This is a genomic window from Desulfurobacterium atlanticum (genome assembly GCF_900188395.1).
Lineage (GTDB): Bacteria > Aquificota > Aquificia > Desulfurobacteriales > Desulfurobacteriaceae > Desulfurobacterium_A > Desulfurobacterium_A atlanticum.
Window position 1 is genome coordinate 46,272 of record NZ_FZOB01000008.1, and the last position, 13,156, is coordinate 59,427.

Sequence of the window (13,156 nt, forward strand, 5' to 3'; positions counted from 1 at the left end):
TGTTAATATACATTAATTATATTATACAGAGCATCTCTTTCAACAGGTGTTTTGCCAGCTTCTCTTATAAGTCTAATAAGTCTCTCTTTAGGCATATATTTTCCTGCTTTAGCTCCTGCCGCTTGTGTTATCTCCTCTTCAACAACAGTTCCATCAAGGTCATCAACACCGTAAAACAGCGAAAGCTGTGCAACCTTCTCACCTAACATTATCCAGTAAGCTTTAATGTGGTCAAAATTATCAAGGAGAAGCCGTGAAACGGCAAGTGTTTTTATCTCATCAACGGCAGTAGTATAATCAGCCCCCTCTATCCTTGTATTTATCGGATGAAATGCAAGGGGAATAAACGCCTGAAAACCGCCCGTCTCATCCTGAGCTTCACGAAGCATAAGAAGATGTTCCACCCTATCTCTGTAAGATTCAACATGCCCAAAAAGCATCGTCGCATTGGTTTTTATGCCAAGCCTGTGAGCAGTTTTATGAATATCAAGATACTCTTTCGCTGAAATCTTTTCAGGACAAAGCTTACTTCTCACTTCAGGATTAAAAATCTCTCCACCGCCACCTGGCATTGAAGAAAGCCCGACCTCTTTAAACTCCTTTAAAGTATCCTCTACACTTTTACCACCTCTTTCTGCTATATACTTTATCTCTTCTGCAGTGAAAGCTTTTATCTGAATAAAAGGATACCTCTCCTTTATCCTTTTTACCATTTCAAGATAGTATTCATACCCCCAATCAGGATGCAAACCGCCGACTATGTGAACCTCTGTAACTCCATCAAGATTTAAGGAATCAAGCTTTTCAAGAATTTTCTCTATCGTTAATTCATACGCACCTTCATCCCCTTTGTCTTTTCTAAAAGCACAAAATTTACACGTTCCGATACATATATTTGTAGGCGTAATATGGACATTTACATTAAAATAGACCCTATCCTGATTTTTCTTTTCATTAACATAGGATGCAAGATACCCTATAGAGAGCAAATCATTGCTTTCAAAAAGCTTTAAACCATCATCAAAATCAAGCCGCTCTCCCGAAAAAATCTTTTCTGCCACAGAAATCAACTTCTTATCTTTAATAAAATTGATTACCTTATCCATTACTCTTCTCCATAGTAAACATTAACAACGTTATAAACAGAGTCTCTCTCCACGGGAATTTTACCGGCTTCCTTTATAAGCTTAATAAGACGGCTTTTAGGCATATAACTTCCGGTATCCGCACCTGCACAGCGGGTTATCTCTTCTTCAACAACAGTTCCGTCAAGGTCATCAACACCAAAGAAAAGAGAAGTTTGAGCAAGTTTTTCGCCAAGCATTATCCAGAAAGCCCTTATATGAGGAAAATTATCAAGTAAAAGCCTTGACACAGATAGCATTTTTAAGTCATCAAACCCTGTAGTTTTCTTCCCGCCAAGAGCCGTATTCTCAGGATGGTAAGCAAAAGAGAGAAAAGCCTGAAAGCCACCTGTCTCATCCTGAGCTTCTCTAAGCATGAGAAGATGCTCCACCCTGTCCCTGTAAGATTCAACATGCCCGTAAAGGATGGAAGCGTTGCTCCTTAAACCGAACCTGTGGGCAGTTTTATGAATATCAAGATATCTTTGAGCTGTAAGTTTTTCAGGACACAAAGAGTTCCTGATTTTACTGTTAAAGATTTCTGCCCCACCGGCAGGGATTGAACCAAGTCCCGCCCTTACAAGGTCAAACAGAACCTCTTCCACATCTTTCTTACCTATTCTGGAAAGATAGTCTATCTCCTCTGCAGTAAAAGCCTGAATGTTAATATCTGGATAGGCTCTGTGAAGTTCCCTAATCATCTCAAGATAGTAGTCATAACTCCAGTCAGGATGAAGTCCGCCAACAAGGTGAATCTCTGTTATCCCTTTATCAACATACTCACCGGCTTTTTTCAAAATCTCTTCTATCGTTAGCTCATAAGCCCCTTCATCACCTTTATCTTTTCTGAAAGCACAAAATTTACAGTTTCCTATACAGATGTTAGTCGGATTTATGTGTCTATTAACAACAAAATAAACAAGTTTTCCATTCTTTTTCTCATTAACGTAAGAAGCAAGTCTGCCGAGTGTAAGAATATCTGTGGTCTCAAAAAGTTTTAAACCATCCTCAAAATCAAGCCGTTCACCAGATTCTATCTTTTCATAAATCTTAAGCAGATCTCTATCCTCTGCAAACCTTTCAATATCTTCTCTCAAGCTCATCTATCAATCCTTTCTCTTTTAAAAATTGTGTTAATCTCCCTATACGTTCTACCGTATTACCACTTAAATGGTGCTCAAGTAAACAACCTTCCGTTTCTGCAAGATTATCAGGAAGCTTAAGAATCTCTCTCATAAACTCTTCAAGAATCCTGTGCTTCTCCAGCAACCGCTCAGCATACAACCTTCCTTTAGAAGTGATTTTTACAGTTCCGTAAGGCTCATAATCAACAAATCCTCTCTCAGAAAGCCTTTTCAACACATCAGAAACAGTTGGCATTCTGACGCCCCTTTCAGAGGCTATATCCTTAACCCTTGCAACACCTTTTTCTATCTCAAGTAGATATATCGTTTCAAGATAATCTTCAAGACGGGGAGGTAGTTTCTCTTCCATAGTTAAATCCTGTCAGTTTAATTGATTTAATTTTAACACAGCCAGAAGTTGAGCAAATTAAAGCAATACCGCTGCCAACAAATCCCATTTTCTTAACCAAACTTTTAAAATTTCCCCTTTTAAAATTGCACCTGTGGCTATTTAGCATATAATTGTAGGTTGCAACCCTAAAACTTTCAGGAGGCAAACCAGCCTTGATTGGGAAAATCGTTCTAAAGGAGGAGTGGAAATGGCCAAGACTCTCGGCGTCCACATTGTAGCGGACATGTACGGATGTGATCCAGAAATCTTAAAATCAGCCGACAGAATGGCTGAAATTTTTGAGGGTGCTGTAAAAGAAGCAAACCTCAACAAACTATCTTCTCACTTTCATCAGTTTTACCCCCACGGTGCTACAGGGGTAATAGTAATATCAGAATCCCACCTGTCATTCCACACCTGGCCAGAACACGGCTATGTGGCGATAGATGTTTACACTTGCGGTGACCATTCTCTTGCGTTTAAAGCTTTTGACTACATTATGGAAAAACTAAACCCTGAAAGAGTGGAGAAAGAGGTCCACTTTAGAGGGGTGATTGATGAAAGTGAGGAGGTAGAATTTGCTTCCTCAAACTATTCAGTAGAAGCTTAAATTGGGAAGGGGCTTGAAAGCCCCTCCTTTATTCTGCTTCAAATTTCCTTTCAAGCTTCTCCTGTTTCAACTTACAGTTTATACAAAGCTCGGCTACAGGTCTTAATCGCAATCTTTCATAAGAGATACACTTTCCACACTCCTCACATATTCCGTAAGTTCCTTCTTCTATCTTCCTTAAAGCTTTTTCTATCTTCTTAAGATATTTTGCCTCTCTGTCTCTGATTCTCATCTCAAAAGTTCTCAAAATCTCTTCTGTTGACATATCAACAAGGTCTCCAACCTCTCTTTCACTGCTTGCTTCTTCCAATATTCCTCGTTTAATATCTTCTATAAGCTCTTTCCTGCGCTCTTCAAGAATCGCTTTCAGCTCTTTTAGCTGTTCTGGAGTCAAACATTTATTCCCTTTCATCGGAGTATCCTCCATCCATTTTGGTGGTAATGTAAAAACAATTATCAATAATGTCAACAATTCAGCGAATTTTTAAGAAACTTAAAGAAACAAGAGCAAGGAGGATAGATATTATCCAGAATCTTACAGTAATTTTCGGTTCTTCCCAGCCCTTTTTCTCAAAATGGTGGTGGATAGGTGCCATCAGGAAAACTCTTCTTCCCTCACCAAATCTCCTTTTTGTGTACTTGAAATAAAGTCTCTGAATGATAACCGAGATTGTCTCCATAACAAAAACTCCGCCGGCAATCGCAAGAACAAACTCCTGCTTAACAATCACCGCAACTGTTCCAAGAATAGCTCCAAGTGCAAGAGAACCAACGTCACCCATAAAAACTTCAGCTGGATAGGTATTAAACCACAAAAATACAAGAGAAGCACCGATAACCGCTCCACAAACTATAGAAAGCTCACCGGCTCCGGAAATATAGGGAAGGTGAAGGTAGCTTGAAAACCTTGCATGACCTGCAACGTACGCGTAAACAAGAAAAACAAGAGAAGTTGTTATAACAGGACCTATTGCAAGACCGTCAAGACCATCTGTAAGATTCACAGCATTTGACGCTCCCACTATCACAAATATGACCCACAGAATAAACAAAATTCCAAGATTTAAATGAAGATGTTTAAAAACCGGAAAGTAAAGAACTGTTGAAAAACCTGAAGCATAGAGAATTACGGCAATTGTAAAAGAAACTATAATCTGACATATCAGCTTTTTCTTCTCTGAAAGCCCTTCAGGATTTTTCAATTTCGCCTTTATATAGTCATCAACAAAGCCTATAAGACCAAACCCAACAGCTGAAAAAAGAACAAGCCAGACAAAAAGATTATCCAGCCTGTTCCACAAAATCACAGCGAGAGTAAACGCAGAAAGAATTAGCACTCCACCCATTGTGGGAACACGCTTCTTTTTGTGAGTTTCTGGCATAAACTCTTTAATTGTTTGCTCAAACTGCATACCATCAAGAAACTTTTTAAGCCTGGGATATATGAAAAAGCCGGCAACAATAGCTGTCATTGTGGCATACAAAAGCCTGAACGTTATGTATTTAAAGAGGTTAATGCCTAAAACAGCATAAAACAGCCAGTAAAACATTAAACACCCCTGAACTTACAAAACTTTGAAGAGTAATTCTATACTTTTTAAAACATTTTCAAACAAGAAAACCTTTAAAAAGGAAGAGAAGTGATTGGTGGAAAATCCCAGTAAACTCCGATAAATTTAATTAGGGAAAAACCAATTTTTGAGGGAAATTATGCCGATAAAAGAGATAATGGTTAGAAATGTTGTAACAGCCTTTCCAGACGAAACTTTAGAGTCTGTTGTGAAAAAACTTTACTCAAAAAATGTAGGATGTGTCGTGATAGTTGAAGATGATAAACCTATAGGAATAATCACAGACAGGGACGTTGCTATACGAGGCTTCAAAAAAGCACCTGAAACACCTGTAAAGGAGATAATGACCCCTAAAGTCATAACCATCTCAGAAGATGATGGAATATTTGAGCTTACAAAAAAGTTTCGCAATCACGGAATAAGAAGAATACCTGTGGTTGACACAACCGGTAAATTGAAAGGTATAATTTCCATTGACGACATTTTTGAGCTTCTTGTTACAGAATTTGCCAATCTCGTAGGTGCTATAAGGAGCATTTAAAAACATGTATAGAGTTGATATTGAGGTTTTTGAAGGGCCCCTTGACCTTTTAATCTATCTCATAAGGAAAAAAGATGTAAGTATCTACGATATTCCGATTTCAGAGATTACAGAAGAGTTTTTAAACTACATAGAAACGATGAAAGAACTTAATATTCCTCTTGCCTCTGAATTTATAGTGATGGCGGCAACACTTGCAAAAATTAAATCTGAAATGCTTATTCCCAGAGATGACGATTACGACCCGAGAAAAGCGATAGTGCAGGCGATAGAAGAGTATCTTAAAATAAAAAAAGGCGTTAAAAAACTTGAAGAACTTGAAAATATTCAGGCGGAGAAGTTTTCAAACAATCCTGCAGACATAGTTTTCCAGTTTCAGGATAAAATTAAAATAGACAACACTGTGGAAGACCTTAAAAATGCTCTCATATCACTTCTTGAAAGAAAAGAGGAAAAACCGCCGATAGGTATCTCCCTTAACAGTGAAAAGTTTAAAGTATCAGTAAAAATTGAATACTTGAGAAAAGTTTTAAACAAAAAAGATGTGATTCTTTTTTCTGAACTTTCAGAGAAAGCATCATGCAAGCTTGAAGTTATAGTCTATTTCCTTGCAATCCTTGAACTTTGTAAAATGGGAGAGGCAGCAGTCTGTCAGCAGGGAGAGGAAATAGTTGTATCAAAAGTCTGTAAGCTTTTCACCAATAATCTCCTGCTTACTCTTGAGAGTGAGAACCCTGTAAAGGTAGGAAACCCTATCTAAAGGAACCTGTGAAAATTCAACAACAATATCAACAGGAAGCCCTTTCTTCAAAAGTCTATAAGCGTAATTTTCCCTGAAATCGTTAACAGAAAACTCCTTTCCAACAATTCTAAAAAACACAACCTTTAAACTATCAGGTTTTACCTTGAACCTAACAACTCCGTTCTCATCCTCCATCTCTTTAATGATTTTTAAAAGCCTGTCATCAACTATAAGCCTTTTTATACCGTTTTCATCTATTGCAGGCACTCTTCCAAAGAAACTGAGACGAAAGGTGGAGATTTTTACAATCTCCGAAGGTTTTAAGCCGAGAAAAAGAATCAGATAAAGGGCAAACTTCAAATCTTTTTTCCTTCTTTTCTCTACCATTTCAAGAATTTCTGAAAATTTTTCATCGGAAATCTCTTTAAATTCCCTGAAATCATCAACAAAAATCTCATCAAACCCTATTTTTACCCTCTTTTTAAAAACAAAAGAAAGATACCTTGAAATGGCTGAAACTGCAGTGTATAAGCTCTTTCTTGTTTTATATGTGGAAGAAAGAAAAGAGACAAGCTTTTCTTCATCAAACTTCTTCTCAGTAAAGCCGTAAAACTTTAAAAAAAGATAAAACTTTTCAACCGCTCTTATGTATGTGGAAACAGAGCTTTTAGAATAACCATTATCCTGCAAATATTTCCTGAATTCCTCAATCTTATTCACATATTCGCTCCTTTTAAAAACTCTGAAACAGAAGAATTATACCCAAACGTTAAGAAAATGTAATTGAAGGTTAAGAATATCGCAAATAAGATTTAGGAAAAGAGCGGTGTAAAAGGAATGAGATGGAATTTTTCAACGTTTCAATACACGATGTTACAAAAAGTTCTCTTTCAAAGGTTAAGCGGATAAAGGAACTTTTAATGGAAGAAGGAATAGAAAAAATAACCTATCTGCTAATTCCCAACTATCACAGGGGGGAAACCATTACAGAGATAAAAGAGGAGATACAGGAATTGGTTTCTAACGGAGAGCCTGTCCTTCACGGATATACCCACAAAGGGAAGGAGTATTTCAAGCTCTCTCCGATGAAACTTTTCACATCAAATGAAGGAGAATTTATCTCTTTTTCAGAAGAGGAGTTAAAAAAAAGGTTGAGGAAAGGAAAAAAGATACTGGAGGAGATTGGAATCAGACCTAAAGGATTCATCCCTCCTGCATGGCTTATAAAGAAAAGCACCATAAAAACATTAAAAGAGGAAGGATTTGAATTTGCAACAAACAGATACTTCGTCTTCAACCTTAAAAATGAGCAGAAACAGTTTTCACCTGTTGTAACGTTCAGCTGCAGAGAGCCGATTCAGTGGCTATCAAAAGAACTGTTTCTACTTCAGACAGACCTTTACGCAAGATTCTTAAAAGCTGTAAGAATCGCCATCCATCCCTGTGATATTGATAATACAGAAAAGGTTAATCTGATAAAAAAGGCTATCAACGACCTTAAAGCAGTCGGTCAGGAAAAATTTTTAAACGAAATAGCAAAGGGGGGACAAAATGATTAAAGTGGATATGCATCTTCACTCAACAGCATCAAATAGACCTGCAGGATTTTTATCAAAAAAACTCGGTATATGCGAAAGTTACTCCCAGCCGATAAAGCTTTACGAAAAACTTATGGAAAGCGGTATGACCCTTTTTACACTTACAGACCACGATTCAATTGACGGGTGCCTTGAAATAGCCCACCTGCCCAACGTTTTTATAAGCGAAGAGATAACTGCATATTTCCCTGAAGATAGATGTAAAATCCATGTACTTGCTTACGATATAAATGAAGAAATCCACCGTGAAATTCAGAAGCTAAAAGAAAACGTTTACGACCTTGTTGACTATCTCAATCAACAAAATGTTGCATTTGCACTTGCCCATCCCTTCTACGATATGGTTGGGAAGCTCTCCAAAGAGCACGTTGAAAAATTTTTACTCCTATTTGACACATGGGAAATCTATAACGGAACAAGGTCAAGACTCTCAGCTGTGCTAACTGCAAAAGTCGCTCTAAAATTTAAATGGGATGACATTCTTAAACTCGCAGACAAACACGGCTTTCTGAAAAGAAAAAGGAAAAGAATCTCCTTCATCGGCGGTTCAGATGACCACAGCGGGCTTGATGCAGGTAAAACTTTTACCTTTGTTAAAGCCGGAGAAACCGTTGAAGATTTAAAATTAGCAATAGCTGAATGCAGAACCCTGCCGTCAGGGATACACGGCTCACCAAAAAGATTAACCCACACAGTTATGAACATAGCTTTTCAGGGAGCAAACCAGAAGTATAACCTTGGAGAATTCAAACATATATTCTGCAATCTTTTCAATATTGAAAATGGTAATGAGAAAAAGTTCTCCATATCAAAATTTATCAAAAACGGAAAAAGTGAACAGTTTATAAAAAAGATAATGGGAAACACTTACGAAGACGCAAAAGACAATGTTCATGCCAGAATCTACTCATTTGTTAACTCATTAATCCCCTATGCTCTCGGTAGAATAACAAAGGAAGAAAGTATCACTTTCTCAACACTAACATCCTCTCTTGGATTAAGCGTATTATCCCTTCTACCTATGGCAACTTATGCTGCTACCTACTGGCAGAGAGCCCTTGAAAAGAACAAATCAAAAGAACTTTACTTTGCCCTGACAGGACAGCAACACATTGAAGGAAAAATGGCGTGTTTCACCGATACTTTCTTTGAAATAAACGGTGTAGCAAGAACCTACCAGAAAATCATAGATGTAGCAAAAGAGGAGAAACTTAACCTTAAAGTTATCGTTACAGATGCAAGAGGAGAATCGGATGAGTATCTTAAAGTTTTCAGGCCGATAGCATCGTTCCCTCTTCCAGAGTATGAAGAGATTCCTATAAACATCCCGAACTTTCTTGAAATACTTGACTATGTAGAGAAAGAAAACTTTGATGTTATCTATGCAGCAACACCTGGAGTACTCGGGATAGTTGCATTTCTTGTGGCAAAAATCTTGAACCTACCCTTTGTAACAACATTTCACACAGACATTCCAGAGTATGTTTACAAATACACCGAAGACCACATAGCAAAAGATATAACATGGAAACTTTTATCTGCTTTTTACAACAGTTCAACAAAAGTTCTTTCTCCATCACAATGCTACAAAAATGTGCTGGTAGAAAATGGTGTTAAAGAAGAACTTGTTGAGGTGTTTCAAAGAGGTGTTGACCTTCAAAAGTTTAACCCAAAATACAGAAAACCGGATTTCTTTAAAAAGTTTGACCCATCATATAAAGGTGAAAAGGTGGTTCTCTATGTGGGCAGAGTATCAAAGGAGAAAGAGATAGATGTTTTCATTGAAGTTGCAAGAAGAATGAAAGATAAAAAAGATGTGAAATTCATTATTGTGGGAGATGGCCCTTACAGAAAAGAAGCGGAAAGAAAGGCAGAAAATGTAATCTTCACAGGATACCTTGAAAAAGAGGCACTTTCCACAGCTTATGCTTCTGCGGATATTTTCCTGTTCCCAAGCACAACAGAAACCTTTGGAAACGTCATCCTTGAAGCTTACGCAAGCGGCCTGCCTGTCCTTGTCTCAGACAAAGGAGCATCAAAGGAAAACGTTATTCATAAAGTTACCGGATTTGTAGTTGAAAACAACAGCGTAGAAAAATACATAAACTTCATAAAAACACTTCTTGATGACGAGATGTTTTATAAAAAGATGAGAGCAAATGCACTTTATTACATTAAGGATAAAGAGTACAAAAAGCTTCTACTTGAAGTCATAAAAACCATGTCTCTTGGAAAGATTAAAAGAAAAGAGGAAGAGATTGAATTTCTTGAAGGAGTAATCTATGAAACTGTTTGATATAACCCACTTTTACGCCTGCGAAAGCGGAGGAGTTAAAACATACCTTGATAAAAAACACCAGTATCTGTTAGAAAACTCAGACACAGAACATGTGATGCTGCTTCCGTCAGACAAAGACAAAGTGGAAAACGGCAAAAAATACTTCATAAAATCTCCACTTATCCCTTTCTGGAAACCTTACAGATTACTGATAGAGAAACGTAAAATCTTACACATCATAGAAGCGGAACAACCTGATATTGTTGAAGTAGGTTCACCCTACCTTCTGCCAAAGTGGATATGTAAACACAGTAAAAAACACGGCTATAAAACGGTTGGTTTTTTCCATGCCAATGTTGAAGAAAGCATAAAATCCATCCTAAAAAGTAACAGCAAGCAGATAAGCCACCTTATAAGAAGATACATTAGAAGGGAATATAAAGATTTTGATATCGTAATAGCCCCTTCACAATATATGAAAAGTTATCTTAAAGGAATAGGCATAGAAAACACATACACCGTTTATCTTGGAACAGATACAGAAAACTTTTCCCCTGATAGAAAAGACCCAGACTTTAGAAAAAAATACAACATTCCCGAAAACAAAACACTTTTAATCTACACAGGAAGGCTCTCTTCAGACAAAAACATCTTTGAGCTTGTACAGATTTTCAAGAAACTTGATTCCATGTTTCCAGAAAAGTACCATCTTATAATCGCAGGAAGCGGACCAGACGAAGAAAAGTTAAAAGAGGAACTGCAGGAAAACACAACTTTCTTAGGATACATAAAGGACAGAAACAAGCTATCCACCATCTACAGCAGCTGTGACATTTTCATCACACCTTCAAAAGCTGAAACTTTTGGGCTTGCAATTATAGAAGCTCAGGCAGCAGGTCTGCCTGTTGTTGCATTTAACACTGCATCTTTACCAGAAGTGGCCGTCAATCCAAATCTTCTTGCAGAAGATGTAACGGAATTTATAAGAAACATAATCCACGCAGAAAAACTGCTCAAAACACCTTACAGATACTTTATTTCTAACACTATCAAAGAAAAATTTTCCTGGAATAAGACATTCCAGAACCTGCTGGAGGTATATAACAACGTTTTAAGAAACAGCAAAAAACCTGCTTTTATATAAAAATATCTATAGATAAGAACCTCTACCCCGTTGACACAGAAAAACAGAAGCCTATATTATTGGTTACCAATTGACGCGGGGTAGAGCAGTCTGGTAGCTCGTCGGGCTCATAACCCGAAGGTCGCGGGTTCAAATCCCGCCCCCGCAACCAATTTAAACTTTAGGTATAGCTTCAAGCAACTCTTTTGTATAACCCTTCTTGGGACTTGTGAAAATCTCTTCAAGTGTTCCTTCTTCAACTACTTCTCCATCTTTCATAACCATTATTCTGTCACACACATACTTTGTAGTAAGCAGGTCATGAGTTATAAAAAGCATGGATAATCCATAAGTTTCTTTCAGCTCTCTCAAAGCTTTTAAAACCCACATCTTAAGAGTAACATCAAGCATTGAAATCGGTTCATCAGCTATTATAAGGTCAGGCTCATTTAAAAGAGACCTGATAATAATTACCCGTTGTCTCTGACCACCTGAAAGTTGAGAAGGTTTCTTTTTACCGATAATTTCATAATCAAGGTTAAACTTTTTAAACAGATTTCTTATCCTTTCTTCATCTGGCACTATGTCAAGAAGCTGTTTTCTTATAGATAGGTATGGATGAAGAGAAGCAAGGGGATCCTGAAACATACAGGATATTCTATTACCTTTAAAGTCTATCTTCCCTTCATAAGGAATAAGACCAAGAACTGCCCTCCCAATAGTGGTCTTTCCAGAGCCACTCTGTCCAACTATTCCAAGAACTTCACCTTTTTTTAACGAAAAACTTACGTTCTTTACAGCTTTAACTTCCTCTGAAGAGAAAATCCCATCATTTTTAAAGGTAACCGAAAGATTTTTTACTTCAAGCAGCGCCAATTTTTCACACCTCCACATATATTTAGATTTTTAAGTTTACCTTAAATTTGATAAAAATGTTATCTCATAGTAAAACCGCATTTCCTTTCAAGAGGTAAAAATGTTTGAACAGGTAAAAAGGATTGTTATAAAAGTTGGAAGCCAGCTTTTAGCAGGAGAGGATGGATTAAACAGAAATTTTATAGATAAAATAGCAAATGAGCTATCCACAATAAAACAGCAGGGGAAAGAAGTTGTTCTTGTTAGCTCTGGAGCTGTTCTTGGAGGAATAAAACTTTTAAACTTTAAAAGAAAGCCAAAATCTATTCAGGAGAAGCAAGCACTTTCAGCCATAGGACAACCATACCTTATGGCAGAATATACAAAAGCTTTTGCAAAGCACGGAGAGAAAATAGCACAAATTCTCCTTACAGCTGAAGACTTAAGGTCAAAAGATAGATTTATCCACGCTAAAGACACTTTTAATTCTCTCTTTAAGTTGAAAGTAATTCCAATTGTAAACGAAAACGACACAGTTTCAGTTGAGGAGATAAAAATCGGAGACAACGATAACCTGGCAGCACACGTATCTGTCGTTGTAGAAGCAGACCTTTTAATAATGTTAACAACCACTAACGGAATATTTGATAAAGACCCAAACCTGTTTAGTGATGCAAAAAAGATAGATGTTGTTGACGACATAAATCAACTTCAACTTACATGCAACTTTAACGGAAAATCCTCCTTTGGGACAGGAGGTATGTGGACCAAGATAGAAGCAGCATTTAAAGCAGCAAGAAAAGGTATTCCTGTAATAATTGCAAACGGAAAGGAAGAAAACATAACCACCAAAATACTAAGCGGAGAGAAAAAAGGCACCCTTATTCTTCCTAAAAAGAAGCTTAAAGCAAAAAGTTACAGAATACTATACCTTGAAGAACCAAAAGGGAAACTCTTTATAGACAAAGGAGCGGAAAAAGCTGTTCTTGAAAAGGGAAAAAGCCTTCTACCCAAAGGCATAAAGAAAGTGGAAGGGGTATTTCATAAAGGAGACGTTGTATCTGTATTCTCAGAGGATGGAAAACTTCTATTCAAAGGCATAGTAAAATGCAACAGTACAGAACTCTCAGAGTTTAACAAAGAATGTATCCACCGAGACGATATGGTTTTTATTGATAGAATTGAGGATTAAAAGGATA

At 37.2% G+C, this 13,156-nt stretch carries 14 protein-coding genes and 1 tRNA gene; 8 read left to right on the forward strand and 7 right to left on the reverse strand.

All coding sequences use genetic code 11. The annotated features are described in order from the left end of the window. Positions 1 to 2 precede the first annotated feature (2 nt). Genes mqnE (CHB58_RS06320) through CHB58_RS06330 form a run of 3 tightly spaced genes read right to left on the reverse strand, consistent with a single transcriptional unit; the run spans position 3 to position 2,618 of the window. Positions 3 to 1,106, reverse strand: a complete 1,104-nt coding sequence (mqnE, locus tag CHB58_RS06320) for an aminofutalosine synthase MqnE (RefSeq protein ID WP_089323267.1) — start codon at positions 1,104 to 1,106, stop codon at positions 3 to 5. After that, a complete protein-coding gene (gene mqnE, locus CHB58_RS06325) occupies positions 1,106 to 2,227 on the reverse strand; it encodes an aminofutalosine synthase MqnE (RefSeq protein WP_089323268.1) in 1,122 nt (373 codons plus the stop codon). Before mqnE (CHB58_RS06325) ends, mqnE (CHB58_RS06320) begins: the two co-directional genes overlap by 1 nt. Continuing rightward, positions 2,205 to 2,618: a metal-dependent transcriptional regulator gene (locus CHB58_RS06330; protein ID WP_089323269.1), complete on the reverse strand. Its 414-nt coding sequence runs from the start codon at positions 2,616 to 2,618 to the stop codon at positions 2,205 to 2,207. The genes mqnE (CHB58_RS06325) and CHB58_RS06330 overlap by 23 nt, the downstream gene beginning before the upstream one ends. Before the next feature lie 229 nt (positions 2,619 to 2,847). On the opposite strand from CHB58_RS06330, the gene speD reads away from it, so the two are divergent. Further along, complete coding sequence (gene speD, locus CHB58_RS06335) at positions 2,848 to 3,249, forward strand: adenosylmethionine decarboxylase (RefSeq protein WP_089323270.1); 402 nt, start codon at positions 2,848 to 2,850, stop codon at positions 3,247 to 3,249. Positions 3,250 to 3,277: 28 nt separating this feature from the next. Here the strand turns inward: speD and CHB58_RS06340 are convergent, their stop codons facing one another. Continuing rightward, the gene (locus CHB58_RS06340; protein ID WP_089323271.1) at positions 3,278 to 3,661 is read right to left on the reverse strand and encodes a TraR/DksA family transcriptional regulator; all 384 of its coding nucleotides are present in this window, start codon (positions 3,659 to 3,661) and stop codon (positions 3,278 to 3,280) included. 61 nt (positions 3,662 to 3,722) lie between these two features. Continuing rightward, complete coding sequence (mraY, locus tag CHB58_RS06345) at positions 3,723 to 4,799, reverse strand: phospho-N-acetylmuramoyl-pentapeptide-transferase (protein ID WP_089323272.1); 1,077 nt, start codon at positions 4,797 to 4,799, stop codon at positions 3,723 to 3,725. Between the two features lie 160 nt (positions 4,800 to 4,959). Here mraY and CHB58_RS06350 point away from each other — a divergent pair, with 160 nt between their 5' ends. After that, positions 4,960 to 5,361, forward strand: a complete 402-nt coding sequence (locus CHB58_RS06350; RefSeq protein WP_089323273.1) for a CBS domain-containing protein — start codon at positions 4,960 to 4,962, stop codon at positions 5,359 to 5,361. 4 nt (positions 5,362 to 5,365) lie between these two features. Next, positions 5,366 to 6,121 carry a segregation and condensation protein A gene (locus CHB58_RS06355; RefSeq protein ID WP_089323274.1) on the forward strand — a complete coding sequence of 252 codons (756 nt, stop codon included), beginning with the start codon at positions 5,366 to 5,368 and terminating at the stop codon, positions 6,119 to 6,121. On the opposite strand, the gene CHB58_RS06360 is transcribed toward CHB58_RS06355, so the two are convergent. Next, positions 6,038 to 6,823, reverse strand: a complete 786-nt coding sequence (locus CHB58_RS06360; protein ID WP_089323275.1) for a site-specific integrase — start codon at positions 6,821 to 6,823, stop codon at positions 6,038 to 6,040. The genes CHB58_RS06355 and CHB58_RS06360 overlap by 84 nt on opposite strands. A 122-nt stretch (positions 6,824 to 6,945) precedes the next feature. On the opposite strand from CHB58_RS06360, the gene CHB58_RS06365 reads away from it, so the two are divergent. The 4 genes from CHB58_RS06365 to CHB58_RS06380 all read left to right on the forward strand — a co-directional run bounded on the left by CHB58_RS06365 (position 6,946) and on the right by CHB58_RS06380 (position 11,274). Further along, complete coding sequence (locus CHB58_RS06365) at positions 6,946 to 7,662, forward strand: DUF2334 domain-containing protein (RefSeq protein ID WP_089323276.1); 717 nt, start codon at positions 6,946 to 6,948, stop codon at positions 7,660 to 7,662. Next, complete coding sequence (locus tag CHB58_RS06370) at positions 7,655 to 9,997, forward strand: glycosyltransferase (protein ID WP_089323277.1); 2,343 nt, start codon at positions 7,655 to 7,657, stop codon at positions 9,995 to 9,997. The genes CHB58_RS06365 and CHB58_RS06370 overlap by 8 nt, the downstream gene beginning before the upstream one ends. Further along, positions 9,984 to 11,123 carry a glycosyltransferase gene (locus tag CHB58_RS06375; protein WP_089323278.1) on the forward strand — a complete coding sequence of 380 codons (1,140 nt, stop codon included), beginning with the start codon at positions 9,984 to 9,986 and terminating at the stop codon, positions 11,121 to 11,123. Before CHB58_RS06370 ends, CHB58_RS06375 begins: the two co-directional genes overlap by 14 nt. 74 nt (positions 11,124 to 11,197) lie before the next feature. Continuing rightward, positions 11,198 to 11,274 (forward strand) — tRNA-Met (locus tag CHB58_RS06380). A gap of 2 nt (positions 11,275 to 11,276) precedes the next feature. Here the strand turns inward: CHB58_RS06380 and CHB58_RS06385 are convergent. After that, on the reverse strand, positions 11,277 to 11,978 hold the full coding sequence (locus CHB58_RS06385) for an ATP-binding cassette domain-containing protein (protein ID WP_180706451.1): 702 nt from the start codon (positions 11,976 to 11,978) through the stop codon (positions 11,277 to 11,279). A gap of 100 nt (positions 11,979 to 12,078) precedes the next feature. Between CHB58_RS06385 and proB the strand changes: the two genes are divergently transcribed. Further along, on the forward strand, positions 12,079 to 13,149 hold the full coding sequence (gene proB / locus CHB58_RS06390) for a glutamate 5-kinase (RefSeq protein WP_089323280.1): 1,071 nt from the start codon (positions 12,079 to 12,081) through the stop codon (positions 13,147 to 13,149). Positions 13,150 to 13,156: the final 7 nt, after the last annotated feature.

Coding starts and splice junctions, on each gene's coding strand:
- mqnE (WP_089323267.1), bottom strand. CDS start 1,106: ATGGATAAGGTAATCAATTTTATTAAAGATAAGAAGTTGATTTCTGTG.
- CHB58_RS06365 (WP_089323276.1), top strand. CDS start 6,946: ATGGAATTTTTCAACGTTTCAATACACGATGTTACAAAAAGTTCTCTT.
- CHB58_RS06350 (WP_089323273.1), top strand. CDS start 4,960: ATGCCGATAAAAGAGATAATGGTTAGAAATGTTGTAACAGCCTTTCCA.
- CHB58_RS06340 (WP_089323271.1), bottom strand. CDS start 3,661: ATGAAAGGGAATAAATGTTTGACTCCAGAACAGCTAAAAGAGCTGAAA.
- CHB58_RS06375 (WP_089323278.1), top strand. CDS start 9,984: ATGAAACTGTTTGATATAACCCACTTTTACGCCTGCGAAAGCGGAGGA.
- CHB58_RS06370 (WP_089323277.1), top strand. CDS start 7,655: ATGATTAAAGTGGATATGCATCTTCACTCAACAGCATCAAATAGACCT.
- mraY (WP_089323272.1), bottom strand. CDS start 4,799: ATGTTTTACTGGCTGTTTTATGCTGTTTTAGGCATTAACCTCTTTAAA.
- CHB58_RS06330 (WP_089323269.1), bottom strand. CDS start 2,618: ATGGAAGAGAAACTACCTCCCCGTCTTGAAGATTATCTTGAAACGATA.
- mqnE (WP_089323268.1), bottom strand. CDS start 2,227: ATGAGCTTGAGAGAAGATATTGAAAGGTTTGCAGAGGATAGAGATCTG.
- CHB58_RS06355 (WP_089323274.1), top strand. CDS start 5,366: ATGTATAGAGTTGATATTGAGGTTTTTGAAGGGCCCCTTGACCTTTTA.
- proB (WP_089323280.1), top strand. CDS start 12,079: ATGTTTGAACAGGTAAAAAGGATTGTTATAAAAGTTGGAAGCCAGCTT.
- speD (WP_089323270.1), top strand. CDS start 2,848: ATGGCCAAGACTCTCGGCGTCCACATTGTAGCGGACATGTACGGATGT.